Below are 16,734 nucleotides of genomic sequence, written 5' to 3'. Positions count from 1 at the left end.
GCGCGAATAATCTTGTCGTCGGTTTTCTGACGCGTCCAATGCTCCCGACGGGCCAATAAACTCAACGTTTCCCAGCTTTCGGGCAACCTGCTATTGAGTCGAGGCTTATGCAAAAAGTTCCCACCTCAATAACCTGTCGATTTTACCCGAGCCGTGCACCGTAATCTCACATTGCCACGAATGCCCGGCTATTGTGCCGCTCCCCCCCTCTATATACTAGTGGCCCGTGTGACCCTTTGATTCGCCGATCCAGGCGTCCTGTTTGCGCCAGCCCTGTGGATCGCTTTTTGCGGAATCCTTCAAATGAGCCAACAGTTTCAACACGATGTCCTGGTGATCGGCAGCGGCGCGGCCGGCTTGAGCCTTGCGCTGACCCTTCCCAGCCACCTGCGCATTGCCGTCCTGAGCAAAGGCGACCTGGCCAACGGTTCGACATTCTGGGCCCAGGGCGGTGTCGCCGCGGTGCTGGACGACACCGATACGGTGCAATCCCACGTTGAAGACACCCTCAACGCCGGCGGCGGCCTGTGCAACGAAGACGCGGTGCGCTTCACCGTCGAGCATAGCCGCGAGGCGATCCAATGGCTGATCGACCAGGGCGTGCCCTTCACCCGCGATGAACACGCAGGCAGCGATGACGGCGGCTTCGAGTTCCATCTGACCCGCGAAGGCGGCCACAGCCATCGCCGTATCATCCACGCCGCCGATGCCACCGGTGCCGCGATTTTCAGGACCTTGCTCGATCAGGCCCGCCAACGCCCCAACATCGAACTGCTGGAACAACGCGTCGCTGTCGACCTGATCACCGAAAAGCGCCTGGGCCTGCCGGGCGAACGCTGCCTCGGCGCCTATGTGCTCAACCGCGCCAGCGGCGAAGTGGATACTTATGGTGCACGCTTCACCATCCTCGCCTCCGGCGGCGCCGCCAAGGTCTACCTCTATACCAGCAACCCCGACGGCGCCTGCGGCGACGGCATTGCCATGGCATGGCGCTCGGGCTGCCGGGTGGCCAACCTGGAATTCAACCAGTTCCACCCCACCTGCCTGTATCACCCACAGGCCAAGAGTTTCCTGATCACCGAAGCCCTGCGCGGCGAAGGTGCACACCTCAAGCTGCCCAACGGTGAGCGCTTCATGCAGCGCTTCGACCCGCGCGCCGAGCTGGCTCCACGGGATATTGTCGCCCGCGCCATCGACCATGAAATGAAGCGCCTGGGCATCGACTGCGTCTACCTGGACATCAGCCACAAGCCCGAAGCGTTCATCAAGACCCACTTCCCGACTGTCTACGAGCGCTGCCTGGCGTTCAACATCGACATCACCAAAGGGCCGATCCCGGTGGTACCGGCGGCGCACTACACCTGCGGCGGCGTGATGGTCGACCAGCATGGGCGTACCGATGTACCCGGCCTGTACGCGATTGGCGAAACCAGCTTCACCGGCCTGCACGGCGCCAACCGCATGGCCAGCAACTCGCTGCTCGAATGCTTCGTCTACGCCCGCTCGGCCGCGGCGGACATTCTCGAACAACTGCCACGCATCCCGGTGCCGGCCGCCCTGCCCCGCTGGGATGCCAGCCAGGTTACCGATTCGGACGAAGACGTGATCATCGCCCACAACTGGGACGAGCTGCGGCGCTTCATGTGGGACTACGTGGGGATCGTGCGCACCAACAAGCGCCTGCAACGGGCACAGCACCGGGTGCGACTGCTGCTGGATGAGATTGATGAGTTCTACAGCAACTATAAGGTCAGCCGTGACCTGATCGAACTGCGCAACCTGGCCCAAGTCGCGGAGTTGATGATCCGTTCGGCCATGGAACGCAAGGAAAGCCGGGGCCTGCACTACACCCTCGACTACCCGCAGATGTTGCCCGAGGCCCGTGACACTATTCTGGTGCCAACCACCTACGGCGGCTGAACTTCAAGCGAACCCGCAGGCGCCGGTGCACATCGGCGGCCTGCGAATCCGTCGGCACGCAGACCGAGCGCACCCGCCATTCCCCCGGCACGCGATAGCGCAACACCACAATCAGCGGCAGCGCCAGGCTGTCGGGGCGCAGCTGCACGCGATGCCAGCCGCACTCACTGCTGAATAACTGCCAGCCCTCCTCATCCCGTCGCAGACCACGAATCGACGAACGGTGAGTCAGCAGGACATAACGCGGCAATACCCAGGCAGCCTGGGCCAGGCACGCCAGCACACCGAGGACGGCAAAGGAAGCGTCGAGGACCATCAGTGCACCCAGCGCGAAGAGCTGGGCAAGGAGATACGCCGCCAGCAGCAGCCGTGAGGCCTGCCAGCGGCATTCGAAACGATTACTTGGGCTGGACACGATCCAGGATCATCCGGACCATGCGCTGCAGTTCAGGATCTTCGGATTCGGCCCGCTCCATGAACCAGCCGAACATGTCCTGATCTTCGCAAGTCAGCAGCCTGACGTAGAGATCGCGATCTTCCTTATTGAGCGTCGCATACACCTCTTTGGTAAAAGGCACCAGCAACACATCAAGCTCAAGCATGCCACGACGGCTGTGCCAGTAGAGACGATTGATTTCTACATCTTCGACCATGGAGCGCTCCTCAAATAGAGCGCAAGTATACAGGCCCGACGGCACCGGAACAGTCGGCTTTGGTCGCCCCCTACGGAAACTATCCATTTGCCGGGCGCCCCTCTATGATGCACCCATGACTTTTTGACCTGCGATGACCCATGGCTGACTCTGCTTTCTTCTGCCCCCTGTCCCACGAAGGCGTTCTCGCCGTCCGCGGCTCCGACGCTGCCAAGTTCCTGCAGGGACAACTCACCTGCAACCTCAATTACCTGAGCGATACCCAGGCCAGCCTCGGTGCGCGCTGCACGCAAAAAGGCCGCATGCAGTCGAGCTTCCGCATCCTGTTGCAGGGCGACGGCGTACTTCTGGCCATGGCCAGCGAACTGCTCGAACCGCAACTGGCGGACCTGAAGAAATATGCGGTGTTCTCCAAGTCCAAGCTCACCGACGAAAGCGCCGCCTGGGTGCGTTTCGGTGTGATCGATGGCGATCAGGCGCTGACCGGCCTTGGCCTTGAGCTGCCCACCGAAACGGACAGCGTTGCCCGTACCGAACACCTGATCGCCGTCCGCGTGTCTCCCGCCCGCGCCGAACTCTGGGTACCTGCCGAGCAAGCCGACAGCGTGCGCGGCCAATTGGCCGCACAGTTGACACAAACCGACTTGAATCACTGGCTACTGGGCCAGATCCGCGCCGGTATCGGCCAGGTCATGCCCCAGACCCGCGAACTGTTCATCCCGCAGATGCTCAACCTGCAGGCCGTGGGCGGTGTCAGCTTCAAGAAAGGCTGCTACACCGGCCAGGAAATCGTCGCGCGCATGCAGTACCTGGGCAAACTCAAGCGTCGCCTGTACCGCTTGAGCCTGAACGCGGCGCAAATGCCCGAGCCAGGCACCCCGTTGTTTTCCCCCAGCCACAACAGCTCGATCGGCGAAGTGGTGATTGCAGCAAAAGCTGACCAGGTGATTGAACTTCTGGCGGTATTGCAAGCCGAAGCTGCCGATAGTGGCGATGTGCACCTAGGCACACTGGAAGGCCCCGGTTTGCAACTGCTTGACCTGCCTTACACCCTTGACCGTGATCGTGAGATCCAGCGTTAGTCGCCGTATTTTCCTGCAACACCCTAGAGAGCATGAATGAACAAACTGGCGGAAAAAGTCCAACAGGCGTTGGTTAAGGCCATCGACAACGATGACCTGGTTCTGCCGACATTGCCGGAAGTGGCCCTGAACATCCGTCAGGCCGCTGAAGACCCGGAAATCAGCATCAGCCACTTGAGCAAAGTGATAGGCCGCGACACTGCGTTGTCGGCGCGCCTGATCAAAGTGGTCAACAGCCCGCTGTTGCGCGCCACCCAGGAAGTCACCGACCTGCACACCGCCATCACCCGGCTGGGCACCAACTACAGCAGCAACCTGGCCATCGGCCTGGTGATGGAACAGATCTTCCACGCCCGTTCCGAAGTGGTCGAACAGAAAATGCGCGATGTGTGGCGCCGCAGCCTGGAAGTGGCGGGCGTCAGCTACGCCCTGTGCCGCAACCACAGCCAGCTCAAGCCGGACCAGGCAGCGCTGGGCGGCCTGGTGCACCAGATCGGCGTGCTGCCGATCCTGACCTACGCCGAAGACCACTACGAGCTGCTGTCAGATCCGGTCAGCCTCAACCACGTGATCGACAGCATCCACCCGGTGCTGGGCGACAAGTTGCTGAGTGGCTGGGACTTCCCGGAAATGCTGGCGAAACTGCCGGGCCAGTACCTGAACCTGGAACGGGACTCAGCCTGCCTCGACTACATCGACCTGGTGCAGATTGCCATGCTGTATTGCCATCACGGCACCGACCACCCCCTGGCCAAGGTGGACGTCTCCAGCGTGCCTGCGATGAAAAAACTGCGGGTTGATCCCTACAGCGAAAAACTGCGTGCAGAGCTGGATGAAGCGCGCGCCATGTTCGATTGATCAACCGGCGATAAAACTCACCCGCACCTTCAACCCCGCGTGCTCGCCGTCATGCAGGCTGATCTGGGCCAGATGCGCGCGACAGATTTCGCCCACGATCGCCAACCCCAGGCCTGAGCCCATGCCTTGCTGGCTGCGGCGGTAAAAGCGCTCGAACACCCGGTCGCGCTCATCCTGCGGAATACCCGGGCCATCATCTTCCACCTCCAGTACCGCCGGCGCCGTGACGCGCAGGATCACGTTGCCGCCCGGTGGCGTGTGCGCCAGGGCGTTGTCCACCAGGTTGCTCAACAGCTCGTTGAGCAGCGTCGGCTCGCCACGTAACCACACCGGTTCATCCGCCTCCAGTGCCAGTGCCACGCCGCGCGCATGGGCCAACGGCGCCATGGCCATGCCCAGTTCACGGGCCAATTGGCTGAGGTCCAGCAACTGCGCGCCGCCTTCGGCAATCGCCCGGGCACCGTTTTCGATGCGCGCCAGGGACAGCAACTGATTGGCCAGGTGGGTCAACCGATCGGTGCCTTGGGCGGCGGTCTCCAGGGTACTGCGCCAGGTTGCGGGATCTTCGGCGCGCAGGCCCAGCTCCAGGCGCGCCTTGAGCGCCGCCAACGGGGTACGCAGTTCATGGGATGCATCGGCAATAAACTGCGCCTGACGCTCGAACTGGCCGCGCAGGCGTTCGGTGAAGTGGTTGAGGGAACGCACCAGCGGGCCGAACTCATGCTGAACCTCCACCAACGGCAACGGCCGCAAGTCGTCGGGCTGGCGCTCTTCCACCGCCGTGCGCAGGCGCTCCAGCGGGCGCAAGGCGGCGCTGACGGCAAACCACACCAGCAACAAGGCGCCAATGGCGAGCATGCCCAGGCGCAGCAAGGTGTCAGCCATCAGGCTGCGGGCCATGCTCACCCGTGCCTCATCGGTTTCGGCCACGCGGATTTCCGCCATGCCGTTCATGTTCGGTTCGGAGACCGCCTTCAGCAGGCTGACCACCCGCACTTCCTGGCCCTGGTACTTGGCGTTGTAGAAGCGCGCCAGCGCCGGGTAGTCGTCGGTGCGCGGTGTGCCGGGGGGCGGGCCGGGGAGGTTTTCGTAGCCGGAAATCAGCTTCTGATCAATGTCATTGACCTGATAGTAGATGCGCCCGGCGCTGTCGTAGGCAAAGGTGTCCAGGGCGACATAGGGCACGTTGGCGCTGAGGGTGCCGTCCACCTGGGTCAGGCCCGCGGCGATGGTACGCGCCGAGGCCAGCAGCGTGCGGTCATAGGCGGTGTCGGCCGCTTCGCGACCGTTCCAGTAGGCACTCATGCCACTGGCGAGCATCAACAGCACCAGCAGCAGCGCCAGGTTCCACAGCAGGCGCCAGCGCAGGCTGCTGGGCTTATGCATCGCGGGCTTCCAGCAGGTAGCCGAGACCGCGGAACGTCACGATGGCGATGGGTTGGCCATCGAGCTTCTTGCGCAGGCGGTGCACGTAGATTTCGATGGCGTCGGGGCTGGCCTCTTCGTCCAGGCCGAACACCTGGGAAGCCAGTTGCTCCTTGCTCATCACCCGGCCTGGGCGGGCAATCAGCGCTTCAAGCACGGCTTGCTCGCGGGAGGTCAACGTCATCAACTCGCCGCCCACGGTGAAACGGCGGGTGTCGAGGTCATAGACCAGCACACCGCAGGCCTGCTGGCGCTCGCCGCCCAATACACTGCGGCGCAGCAGCGCCTTGACCCGCGCTTCCAGTTCAGTCAGTTCGAACGGTTTGGCCAGGTAGTCATCGGCGCCCAGGTTCAGGCCATGCACGCGGTCCTTCACATCGCTGCGCGCGGTCAACATCAGCACCGGCAGGTTTTTCCCACGCGCCCGCAAGCGCGCCAGCACCTCGAAACCGTCCATGCGCGGCAGGCCCACATCGAGGATGGCCACCGCGTAATCCTCACTGCTCAAGGCCAGGTCGGCGGCCACGCCGTCATGCAATACGTCAACGGTCAAACCTGTGCTCTTGAGCGCTTGGGCGACGCTTTCGGCGAGTTGCAGATGGTCTTCAACCAGAAGGACACGCATGGATTTCCACCTTATTCGGACGTGGTCGGCGCCACGCTTTGCCGGGCAGTTTACAGGCGCCGACTGCCCTGTGAAGCCTGAAAACATTGAAAGGCAGCTGAAAGGTTAGTGAAAGCTTCGCCCTTTAGCATCCAGCCACGGTAGGTCATGCCTGCCGAGCGACCTGATGGGTCGCGCCCGAAAAACGCCTCGAAGCGTTTTCGCCAAAATAAGAACAATAACGGAGTGCACCACGATGCTGTCGACACAGCCACAGGCTTGCCCGCCTGTTCGTATTTCCCGCCTGACCCACACCGCCCTTGTCAGTGCCGCTGCCCTTGCCGGCTTTTCGCCGCTTGGCCAGGCTGCCTTCTTCGAAGACAGCAGCGCGACCCTGGAAACCCGCAACATGTACTTCAACCGCGACTTTCGCGACGGCACCAGCGCCCAGCAGTCCAAGCGCGACGAGTGGGCCCAGGGCTTCATGCTCAACCTGCAATCAGGCTACACCGACGGCACCGTCGGCTTTGGCGTGGATGCGCTGGGCATGCTCGGGGTCAAGCTCGACTCCAGCCCCGACCGCACCGGCACCGGCCTGCTGCCCACTCACGACGATGGCCGCGCCGCCAACGAATACTCCAAGCTGGGCCTGACCGGCAAAGTGAAGATTTCCGCCACCGAGCTCAAGATCGGCTCGCTGATGCCTGAACTGCCGATCCTCAAGCCCAATGACGGGCGCATTCTGCCGCAGACCTTCAACGGTGGCCTGGTCACCTCCAAGGAATTCAAGAACCTGGTCTTCACCGGCGGCCGTCTCGACAAGACCAAGGACCGCGACGACAGCAACTACGAGGACATCGCCCTCAACAACAAGAACAGCCGCTTCCTCAGCGGTGCCACCGGCAAGCACTTCAACTTCGGCGGTGTCGACTACAAGTTCGCCGACAAGATCACCGGCAGCTACCACTTCGCCCAACTCGACGACGTGTACCGCCAGCACTTCCTCGGCCTGGTCGCCGCACGCCCGATGGGCCCCGGCACCTTCGCCACCGACCTGCGCCTGGCGATCAGCGATGACGCAGGCGCAGCCCGTGGCGGCAAGATCGACAACACCTCCCTCAACGGCCTGTTCAGCTATGCCCTCAATGGCCATAAGCTCAGCGCCGGCTACCAGCATATGTCCGGCGACAGTGCCTTTCCCTATGTGGATGGCAGCGACCCGTACCTGGTCAACTTCGTGCAGATCAACGACTTTGCCGGCGCCGAAGAGCGCTCCTGGCAGGCGCGCTACGACTACGACTTCGCCAAGCTGGGCATTCCCGGCCTGAGTTTCATGAGCCGTTACCTCTCGGGTGACAATATCAAGCTCAGGAACGGCGACACCGGCAAGGAATGGGAGCGCAACAGCGAGATCAAGTACGTGGTGCAAAGCGGCACATTCAAGGATGTCGCCGTGCGTCTGCGCAATGCCACCTACCGTTCCAACTATTCAGCCCGTGATGCGGATGAAATGCGCCTGCTGGTCAGCTACAGCGTTGCGCTCTGGTAAGCCACTCATAACAACAAAGACGGAGATCACCATGACCCCTTCATTGCGTAAACTGGCCCTCGCCGCCGGCTGCATGCTGTTCGCCGGCCAACTGCTGGCCGCCGACGAACCCAAGCGCCCGGAATGCATCGCCCCGGCCTCCCCCGGCGGTGGTTTTGACCTGACCTGCAAACTGGCGCAAAGCGCGCTGGTCAACGAGAAACTGCTGAGCAAACCAATGCGCGTGACCTACATGCCGGGCGGCGTGGGCGCGGTGGCCTACAACGCCGTGGTGGCCCAGCGTCCTGCAGACGGCGGTACGCTCGTGGCCTGGTCCAGCGGTTCGCTGCTGAACCTGGCCCAGGGCAAGTTCGGGCGCTTCGATGAGAGCGCCGTACGCTGGCTGGCCGCCGTGGGTACCAGCTACGGTGCCATCGCCGTTAAAGCCGATTCGCCCTACAAGACCCTCGACGATCTCGTCAAAGCCCTGAAGAAAGATCCGGGCAGTGTGGTAATCGGTTCCGGCGGCACCGTGGGCAGCCAGGACTGGATGCAAACCGCGCTGATCGCCAAGGCCGCCGGGATCAACCCGCGCGAGCTGCGCTATGTGGCGCTCGAAGGCGGCGGTGAAATCGCCACCGCCCTGCTCGGCGGGCATATCCAGGTCGGCAGTACCGACATCTCCGACTCCATGCCGCACATTCTCAGCGGTGACATGCGCCTGCTGGCGGTGTTCTCCGAGGAGCGCCTGGACGAGCCGGAAATGAAGAATATTCCGACCGCCAAAGAGCAAGGCTACGACATCGTCTGGCCGGTGGTGCGTGGCTTCTACCTCGGGCCAAAAGTCAGCGATGCCGACTACGCCTGGTGGAAGGAGGCCTTCGACAAACTGCTGGCCTCCGACGAGTTCGCCAAGCTGCGTGACCAGCGCGAGCTGTTCCCGTTCGCCATGACCGGCCCGGAGCTGGACACCTACGTGAAGAAACAGGTGGCTGACTACAAAGTGCTGGCCAAAGAGTTCGGCCTGATCCAGTAATCGCCCCTCTGTCGCGCGGCCATGCCTGGCGAACCCCAGGCATGGCCCAGGAGTTCAACATGCTCTTACAACGCATATTCGCCGCCGCGCTGCTGCTGGCCTGCGCCGGTCTGGCGCTGATGGCCTGGCCCTACCAGGCGTCGTTTTCCTACGAACCCGTAGGGCCCCGCGCCTACCCATTGCTGATGCTCGGGCTGATGAGCCTGGCGCTGATCTACATGCTGTTCCGCCCGCAACCCACCCAGCACACCGAAGAAGAACCGGCGCTGGACCGCCAGACCCTGGTCAAGATCGGCATCTGCGTGGCGCTGTTGATCGTGTTTGCCGGCACCTTCGAACCCCTGGGCTTCATCCTCAGCAGCATGCTGATCGGCATCCCCATGGCGCGCCTGTATGGCGGTCGCTGGGTGCCCAGCGTGGTGATCGTCAGCCTGATGGCCATCGGTCTTTATCTGCTGTTCGATAAGGCCATGGATGTTCCGCTGCCCCTCGGCCTGCTCGACGTTCTGGAGAACTGATATGGATACTTTCGGCTATTTGGGCCAGGGCTTCGGCGTTGCGCTGTCCCCCTACAACCTGGTGACTGCCCTGTGCGGCACCCTGATCGGCACCGTGGTCGGCCTGTTGCCGGGCCTGGGCCCGATCAACGGCGTGGCGCTGTTGATCCCCATCGCGTTCGCCCTGGGCCTGCCGCCGGAATCGGCGCTGATCCTGCTGGCGGCCGTGTACCTGGGCTGCGAATACGGCGGCCGTATCAGCTCGATCCTGCTGAACATCCCGGGCGAAGCCTCCACCGTGATGACCACCCTCGACGGCTACCCGATGGCCCGCAAAGGCCTGGCCGGCGTGGCGCTGTCGTTGTCCGCGTGGAGTTCGTTCATCGGCGCGTTTATCGCCACCTGCGGCATGGTGCTGTTCGCGCCGCTGCTGGCCAAATGGGCGATTGCCTTCGGCCCGGCGGAATATTTCGTGCTGATGGTGTTCGCGATTGTCTGCCTGGGCGGCATGGCCGGTGACAAACCGCTGAAGACCTTCGTGGCGGCGCTGATCGGCCTGTTCCTTTCCGCCGTGGGTATCGACGCCAACAGCGGCGTGTACCGGTTTACCGGCGATAACATCCACCTCACCGACGGCATCCAGTTTGTGGTGTTGGTGCTGGGCTTGTTCTCCATCAGCGAGATTCTGTTACTGCTGGAAAAAACCCACCGTGGCCAGGAAGCAGTGAAAGCCACCGGGCGGATGATGTTCAACCTGAAGGAAGCAGGTTCGGTGTTCGTGGTGAACATTCGTTGCGGCCTGCTCGGTTTCATCATGGGCGTGCTGCCCGGCGCGGGCGCGACCCTGGCCTCGGCCGTGGCCTACATGACCGAGAAACGCCTGGCCGGTGCCAGCGGCAAATTCGGCCAGGGCGACATGCGCGGCCTGGCGGCACCGGAAACTGCCATCGGCGCGTCCGCCTGCGGTGCCCTGGTACCGATGCTGACCCTCGGCGTTCCCGGGTCGGGCACCACCGCCGTGATGATCGGCGCCCTGTCGCTGTACAACATCACCCCCGGCCCTCTGCTGTTCCAACAGCAACCGGACATCGTCTGGGGCCTGATCGCCTCGTTGTTTATCGCCAACATCATGCTGGTGATCCTCAACATCCCGATGATCCGCATCTTCACGCGCATCCTCGCCGTGCCGAACTGGGCGCTGGTGCCGGTGATCGCGATCATCACCGCGATCGGTGTGTACGCGGTGCACGCCACCACCTTCGACCTGTTCCTGATGGTCGGCATCGGCATCTTCGGCTACATCCTGCGCAAGCTGGACTTCCCGCTGTCGCCGGTGCTGCTGGGCTTTATCCTCGGCGGCCTGATGGAGCAGAACCTGCGCCGCGCGCTGTCGATTTCCAACGGTGACCTGCAGATTCTCTGGTCAAGCCCGATCACCTTCGGTGTGTGGGTACTGACCGCGTTGATGCTGGCCTTCCCGCTGGTGCGCATCTACCGCAAACGTGCCCTGCAGCGTCGTGCCGTGGCCGATGTCTGAGGTCACCTTTAAACATTGGTGGGGAACACCGCTGGTCGGCCTGGCCGGCGGTTACCTGGCCAGCCTGGTCGGCTGGCCTTTGCCGTACATGGTCGGCTCCTTACTGGCGATCATCCTCGTGCGTTGCCTAACGCCCTGGCAGTTGGCGGAGATTCCCGGCGGGCGCAAATGCGGCCAATGGGTGGTGGGCATCGGCATCGGCCTGCACTTCACCCCGGTGGTGATCGAACAGGTGATGAGCCACTTCGGCCTGATTTTCTTCGGGGCGCTGGTCACCAGCCTGTCGAGCGTGGTCGGCGTGTGGTTGATGCGCCGCAGTGGTGAAGACCGCGCCACCGCGTTTTTCTCGAGCATGCCGGGCGGTTCCGGGGAGATGGTCAACCTCGGCTCGCGCAATGGCGCGGTACTCAGCCGTGTCGCGGCTGGGCAAAGTCTGCGCGTGCTGGTGGTGGTGCTGTGTGTGCCGGCGATCTTCAAGTATCTGTTGGGCGGCGGTGCGCCGCAGTTTCATCCGGCACCGGTCAGTTGGGCGTGGCTGGCGCTGCTGTTTCCACTCGGTGCACTGGTGGCCTGGGGCTGGCAGCGCTTGCGCCAGCCTAACCCGTGGTTGTTCGGCCCCTTGCTGGTCAGTGCGACGGCCAGCGTGGTGTGGGACCTGCATATCGGCCTGCCCGACGGCGGCAGCCAGATCGGCCAATGGTTGATCGGCAGCGGGTTGGGCTGCCACTTCAATCGGCAGTTCTTTCGTCGAGCGCCGTCGTTCATGGGCCGCACCTTGATCGGCACGGCCTTGACCATGGCGCTGGCAACGTTGGCGGCGGTGGGCTTGAGCGCCCTCACCCACCTGGATTTGCGCTCGCTGACCCTGGGCATGATGCCCGGTGGGATTGCCGAGATGAGCCTTACGGCCGAGACCCTGCAACTGTCGGTGCCGTTGGTGACGGCGATGCAGGTGATGCGCTTGTTGTTTGTGCTGTTTCTGGCAGAGCCGTTGTTTCGGCATTGGAACCGTCAGCCGGAAAAAATCTAAACCTTCGGCACAGGTTGAACTGTGCCTGGCCTTAGAGCGGCGGCAGGCGCCACTCAATCGGCGTTTCGCCGTTCTGCTCAAGAAACTTGTTGGTGCGGCTGAAATGCCCGCACCCCAGGAACCCCCGGTACGCCGACAACGGCGACGGATGCACCGACGTCAGCACCAAATGCTTGGTGGCATCGACCAGCTTCTGCTTGCCCTGGGCATGGGCGCCCCACAACAGGAACACCAAATGCGGCTGGTGTTCGCTGACCACCTCGATAATCCGATCGGTAAAGAACTGCCAGCCCTTGCCCGCATGGGCATTGGAGTTGGCGCGTTCCACGGTCATGGTGGTGTTGAGCAGCAACACGCCCTGGTCGGCCCAGCTTTGCAGGCAGCCGTGGTTGGGGATGTCGATGTTCAGGTCGCGCTTGAGCTCTTTGTAGATATTGACCAGGGACGGCGGCGCCGGCACGCCCGGTTGTACCGAGAAGCACAAACCGTGGGCCTGGCCGGGGCCGTGGTACGGGTCCTGGCCGAGGATCACCACCTTGACCTTGTCCAGCGGCGTTGAGTTAAGCGCATTGAAGATCAGCGGGCCGGGCGGGTAGATCTCTTTGCCGGCGGCATGTTCCTGGCGCAGGAACTCGCGCAACTGGCCCATGTAGGGCTTATCGAACTCATCACGCAGGGCGTGTTTCCAGCTGGGTTCGAGTTTGATACGGTCGCCTTCGGTCATAGTTGAAATGTCTTGTAGAAAAGAATGAGGCGAACCCTAGGAAAGCCGGCCCTGCTTGTCAATTGATCTGACACACCACCGGCACTTTCCCACGAAGCGATCATACTGATCCTTCACCTTCTCGATTGAGGTCACGATGAATCTGCACTTCGAAGAACTGACCGGCAATGGCGGCGCCCGCGTCGGCATCGCCAGCCTCGACGCTGAAAAATCCCTCAATGCCCTCTCTTTGCCGATGATCCTGGCCCTGACAGATCGCCTGGAGGCCTGGGCCAAAGACCCGGCCATCGTCTGTGTGCTGCTGCGTGGCAACGGGCCCAAGGCCTTTTGCGCCGGCGGCGAAGTGCGCAGCCTGGCCCAAGCCTGCCGCGAGCAGCCGGGTGAAGTGCCGGCCCTGGCCGCACAGTTTTTTGCTGCGGAATATCGTCTCGACTACCGCTTGCACACTTACCCTAAACCACTGATCTGCTGGGGCCACGGTTACGTGCTGGGCGGAGGCATGGGCCTGCTGCAAAGCGCGGCCATACGGATTGTCACACCGAGTAGCCGCCTGGCCATGCCCGAGATCAGCATCGGGCTGTACCCGGACGTGGGCGCCAGCTGGTTCCTGTCGCGCCTGCCCGGCAAGCTGGGCTTATTCCTTGGCCTCACCGGCGCCCATATCAACGGCCGTGACGCCCTGGACCTGGGCCTGGCCGACCGTTTCCTGCGCGACGATCAACAAGACGAGTTGCTCGATGGCTTGCTGCAACTGAACTGGCAGGAGCAGACCGCGATACAGCTCAACAGCCTGTTCAAGGCCCTGGCCCAGGAAGCCGTGGCCCAGCAACCCGAGGCGCAATGGCTGCCGCGCCGGGCACAGATCGACGAATGGCTGGACGTCGGCGATGTGCGCAGCGCCTGGCGCGCCTTGAGCCCGCTGCGTGACCACGCGGACCCACTGTTCAATCGCGCCGGCAAGACATTGAGCGAAGGCTGCCCGCTGACCGCGCACCTGGTGTGGGAACAGATCCAGCGGGCCCGCCATCTGTCCCTGGCCGAGGTGTTCCAGATGGAATACACCCTGAGCCTGAACTGCTGCCGCCATCCGGAATTCAGCGAAGGGGTACGCGCGCGGTTGATCGACAAGGACCAGAAACCCCATTGGCATTGGCCTGACATCAATACGGTCCCGGACGCCGTGGTGCAGGCGCACTTCACCAAGGCGTGGGAAGGCCGGCACCCGCTGGCGGACTTGTCCGATTACTGAGGTTTTGCGCCCATGAAAAAGCGGCGCTTCATGCGCCGCTTGTCATACAGGCCGGTCAACGGTGACCGCCGCGGCCACCTCCACGGTCATGATCGCCACCGCGTCCATGCCCGCCATTGTTCCAACGATCCCCCCAGCCCTGGTTCGGGTATGGCCGGTAACCGGCCCTTGGCCCTGACGGGTAATAGCGAGGCGCCGGCTGGTAATAACGCGGTGCCGAGTAGTAACGCGGTGCCGGAGCGTAGTAACGCGGCGACGGGTAGTAATCACGGCGATATTGATACGCCGTGCCGCCGCCATAGTAATAAGCCGGCGCCGGTGAGGTGTAGACCTCGGAACGGTAGTAGCTCTGGCCTCCATCGTAGTAGGGCACACAAGCGGAAAGGGTCAGACCGAGTAAAGCGCTGAGCAGCAGTCGTCGATACATGGCGGCCTCCTGGACCGCGGAAGAGCACCTCCAGCGACGCTGGGGGGCGGCATTCAGCTTTCACTGAATGACGAAGTATCTGACATCAAAAAACGAAACTGGTGCGTTTTCGCAATAGTTTGAAACATGTGTGTAACCGTCATGAACAGGGCTTTTTTGTACGAACTGAAACTTTCCGGATTTGCATGATGTCATTACGACATCGCACAATGCCAGGGAGGCTCTAGCGCGAGCTTCCTCCCCTCATCCCCGGATTCCAGTCATGAAGATTTCAACCAAACTGCTGCTCTCATTTGTATTGTGCGCGTTCATCACCCTCGTCGTGGGCGCCTTGGGTATCAAGGGCGTGACACGGCTGGCTTCGGCGCTTGAACTGACCTTCTCGAACAACCTGGTCTCGGTGAGCAATACCGCCGCCACCCTCAATGGCATGGTCGCCCACAACCGCGGCCTGTATCGCCTGGTGGATGCCAGCAATGGCGATGTGGCCCAGCAGGACCGCGAACGCGTGCGCCAGGACATCGCCAACGAACTCAAACGCAGCCAGACCGCCTACGCCATTTATCGCGCCACACCGTTGGAAGATGACGAACGGGCAGCCGGCGACAAGTTCGACCAGATCTGGCCCACCTACGTCAGTAACTCCGAAGGCATCATCGCGATGCTCGATGCCGGCCAGCTTGCGCAAGCCCGTACGCAGCTCAACACCAGTAACAATGAACTGTTCCGCCAGGCACGTGAGCTGATTCGCGTGATGGTCGACTCCAATAACCGCCAGATCAAGGAAGGTGCCGCCGCCGCCGACGAGCTGCGCAACAGCGCGATGACCTGGATGATTGCCGGCATCGTGCTGGCCTTCATCATTGCAATCATCATTGGCGTGCTGATCACGCGGCTCATCACCCGTCCCATCGCCCAGGCGGTGGAAGGCGCGCAGCGCATTGCCAAGGGTGACCTGACCCAAGCCATCGTTACCGACCGCACCGACGAAGCCGGGCAACTGTTGATGGCGTTGTCGGATATGCAGGGCGGCCTGAAAAACACCCTGGTGGAAATCGCCAATGCCTCCGACCAGCTCGCGTCGGCAGCCGAAGAGCTGAGTGCCGTCACCGATGAAAGCAGCCGTGGCCTGACTCGCCAGAACGACGAAATCCAGCAAGCCGCCACCGCCGTCAACCAGATGACCGCAGCGGTCGACGAAGTGGCGAGCAACGCCGTGTCGACCTCCGAGGCGTCGCGCCAGGCCACCGCCGAAGCCGAGGACGGCCGCCAGCAGGTGGAGCAGGCCGTGTCGGGCATGTCATCGATGGTGGTCGAGATCAACGATTCGACCCAATCGGTCGTCGACCTCGCCGGCCAGGTGCGTGAAATCGGCAAGGTGATCGATGTGATCCGCGGCATTGCCGACCAGACCAACCTGCTGGCCCTCAATGCCGCCATCGAAGCTGCCCGAGCCGGTGAACAAGGCCGTGGTTTTGCCGTGGTGGCCGATGAGGTGCGGGCGCTGGCCCACCGCACCCAGACCTCCACGGTCGACATCGAGAAAATGATCGGTGAAGTCCAGGCCGGTGCCGATGGCGCCGTGGCCGCCATGAACAAAAGCCTGACCTGGGCCAACAACACCCAGACCCTGGCGCAAAACGCCGGCCAGGCGCTGGAGCGCATCACCGCCAGCGTGGCCAGCATCAACGAGCGCAACCTGGTGATCGCCTCGGCGTCCGAGGAACAGGCCCAGGTGGCCCGGGAGGTGGATCGCAACCTGCTCAACATCCAGGACCTGTCCACCCAGACCGCCGCCGGTGCGCACCAGACCAACGCCTCCAGCCAGGACCTGTCGCGCCTGGCCACCTCGTTCAATGTGCTGGTCAGCAAGTTCCAGCTGTAAGCGCCTCATAGCAGTGCGCCGACGCACCCGCGTGGCGCACACCGCCCTCTTCTACACCCTCCTCTCCCGCCCGCCCGGCTGAACCGCCGGGCATCGAAGCCACTTGGCACGACTCTCGCTTTATCTCTTGCGTGCAGGATTGATACAGGTTCGCGGCACCACAATTTGCAATGGCCGACTAGGGTTCCGGCTCGCCGAAAGCGAGTGGCTGGTCCGAGAGTTGGCGACCTCCAGTTGAGGTTACACGGCGGGATAAAAGCCCGGGAGACAAGCCACCGT

Annotated in this window: 16 protein-coding genes and 1 riboswitch; of the genes, 10 read left to right on the top strand and 6 right to left on the bottom strand. The window is 62.7% G+C overall.

Annotated elements, in window-relative coordinates:
- The first annotated feature begins 303 nt into the window (after positions 1 to 303).
- Entirely contained in the window at positions 304 to 1,920 is a 1,617-nt protein-coding gene (gene nadB, locus BM416_RS10325) for an L-aspartate oxidase (RefSeq protein WP_065928214.1), read from the top strand.
- Here nadB and BM416_RS10320 read toward each other — a convergent pair.
- Together BM416_RS10320 and BM416_RS10315 are read right to left on the bottom strand one after the other, a co-directional pair.
- Positions 1,889 to 2,335: a protein YgfX gene (locus BM416_RS10320; RefSeq protein ID WP_092487895.1), complete on the bottom strand. Its 447-nt coding sequence runs from the start codon at positions 2,333 to 2,335 to the stop codon at positions 1,889 to 1,891. The two genes, nadB and BM416_RS10320, sit on opposite strands and share 32 nt — an antisense overlap.
- On the bottom strand, positions 2,319 to 2,573 hold the full coding sequence (locus BM416_RS10315) for an FAD assembly factor SdhE (RefSeq protein ID WP_027604321.1): 255 nt from the start codon (positions 2,571 to 2,573) through the stop codon (positions 2,319 to 2,321). The genes BM416_RS10320 and BM416_RS10315 overlap by 17 nt, the downstream gene beginning before the upstream one ends.
- A 140-nt stretch (positions 2,574 to 2,713) precedes the next feature.
- Here BM416_RS10315 and BM416_RS10310 point away from each other — a divergent pair, with 140 nt between their 5' ends.
- The gene (locus BM416_RS10310) at positions 2,714 to 3,655 is read left to right on the top strand and encodes a CAF17-like 4Fe-4S cluster assembly/insertion protein YgfZ (protein WP_092487892.1); all 942 of its coding nucleotides are present in this window, start codon (positions 2,714 to 2,716) and stop codon (positions 3,653 to 3,655) included.
- A gap of 36 nt (positions 3,656 to 3,691) precedes the next feature.
- Positions 3,692 to 4,513 carry an HDOD domain-containing protein gene (locus tag BM416_RS10305; RefSeq protein WP_065938887.1) on the top strand — a complete coding sequence of 274 codons (822 nt, stop codon included), beginning with the start codon at positions 3,692 to 3,694 and terminating at the stop codon, positions 4,511 to 4,513.
- On the opposite strand, the gene BM416_RS10300 is transcribed toward BM416_RS10305, so the two are convergent.
- Together BM416_RS10300 and BM416_RS10295 are read right to left on the bottom strand one after the other, a co-directional pair.
- The gene (locus BM416_RS10300; protein WP_027604324.1) at positions 4,514 to 5,899 is read right to left on the bottom strand and encodes a sensor histidine kinase; all 1,386 of its coding nucleotides are present in this window, start codon (positions 5,897 to 5,899) and stop codon (positions 4,514 to 4,516) included.
- Positions 5,892 to 6,563, bottom strand: coding sequence for a response regulator (locus BM416_RS10295; RefSeq protein ID WP_027604325.1), 672 nt, complete (start codon positions 6,561 to 6,563; stop codon positions 5,892 to 5,894). Before BM416_RS10295 ends, BM416_RS10300 begins: the two co-directional genes overlap by 8 nt.
- 235 nt (positions 6,564 to 6,798) lie before the next feature.
- On the opposite strand from BM416_RS10295, the gene BM416_RS10290 reads away from it, so the two are divergent.
- Genes BM416_RS10290 through BM416_RS10270 form a run of 5 tightly spaced genes read left to right on the top strand, consistent with a single transcriptional unit; the run spans position 6,799 to position 12,170 of the window.
- Positions 6,799 to 8,091, top strand: a complete 1,293-nt coding sequence (locus tag BM416_RS10290) for an OprD family porin (protein WP_092487889.1) — start codon at positions 6,799 to 6,801, stop codon at positions 8,089 to 8,091.
- A gap of 31 nt (positions 8,092 to 8,122) precedes the next feature.
- Positions 8,123 to 9,106, top strand: coding sequence for a Bug family tripartite tricarboxylate transporter substrate binding protein (locus tag BM416_RS10285; protein WP_027604327.1), 984 nt, complete (start codon positions 8,123 to 8,125; stop codon positions 9,104 to 9,106).
- 59 nt (positions 9,107 to 9,165) lie between these two features.
- Positions 9,166 to 9,624, top strand: coding sequence for a tripartite tricarboxylate transporter TctB family protein (locus BM416_RS10280; protein ID WP_027604328.1), 459 nt, complete (start codon positions 9,166 to 9,168; stop codon positions 9,622 to 9,624).
- Between the two features lies 1 nt (position 9,625).
- A complete protein-coding gene (locus BM416_RS10275) occupies positions 9,626 to 11,140 on the top strand; it encodes a tripartite tricarboxylate transporter permease (RefSeq protein ID WP_027604329.1) in 1,515 nt (504 codons plus the stop codon).
- Positions 11,133 to 12,170: an AbrB family transcriptional regulator gene (locus tag BM416_RS10270; protein WP_092487886.1), complete on the top strand. Its 1,038-nt coding sequence runs from the start codon at positions 11,133 to 11,135 to the stop codon at positions 12,168 to 12,170. Before BM416_RS10275 ends, BM416_RS10270 begins: the two co-directional genes overlap by 8 nt.
- A gap of 31 nt (positions 12,171 to 12,201) precedes the next feature.
- Here BM416_RS10270 and ung read toward each other — a convergent pair whose 3' ends face one another.
- Positions 12,202 to 12,894 (bottom strand): uracil-DNA glycosylase, encoded by a 693-nt coding sequence (ung, locus tag BM416_RS10265; RefSeq protein ID WP_092487884.1) that lies wholly within the window; start codon positions 12,892 to 12,894, stop codon positions 12,202 to 12,204.
- Between the two features lie 136 nt (positions 12,895 to 13,030).
- On the opposite strand from ung, the gene BM416_RS10260 reads away from it, so the two are divergent.
- A complete protein-coding gene (locus BM416_RS10260; protein ID WP_092487878.1) occupies positions 13,031 to 14,143 on the top strand; it encodes an enoyl-CoA hydratase/isomerase family protein in 1,113 nt (370 codons plus the stop codon).
- 55 nt (positions 14,144 to 14,198) lie between these two features.
- Here the strand turns inward: BM416_RS10260 and BM416_RS10255 are convergent, their stop codons facing one another.
- A complete protein-coding gene (locus BM416_RS10255) occupies positions 14,199 to 14,570 on the bottom strand; it encodes a hypothetical protein (RefSeq protein ID WP_081744398.1) in 372 nt (123 codons plus the stop codon).
- 262 nt (positions 14,571 to 14,832) lie between these two features.
- On the opposite strand from BM416_RS10255, the gene BM416_RS10250 reads away from it, so the two are divergent.
- Entirely contained in the window at positions 14,833 to 16,455 is a 1,623-nt protein-coding gene (locus BM416_RS10250; protein WP_092487875.1) for a methyl-accepting chemotaxis protein, read from the top strand.
- A 167-nt stretch (positions 16,456 to 16,622) separates the two neighbouring features.
- A riboswitch (guanidine-I (ykkC/yxkD leader) is annotated at positions 16,623 to 16,724 on the top strand.
- The last annotated feature ends 10 nt before the right edge of the window (positions 16,725 to 16,734 follow it).

This window comes from Pseudomonas sp. NFACC42-2 (assembly GCF_900116055.1).
Lineage (GTDB): Bacteria > Pseudomonadota > Gammaproteobacteria > Pseudomonadales > Pseudomonadaceae > Aquipseudomonas > Aquipseudomonas marginalis.
This window is presented reverse-complemented; position numbering and strand designations above follow the sequence as displayed.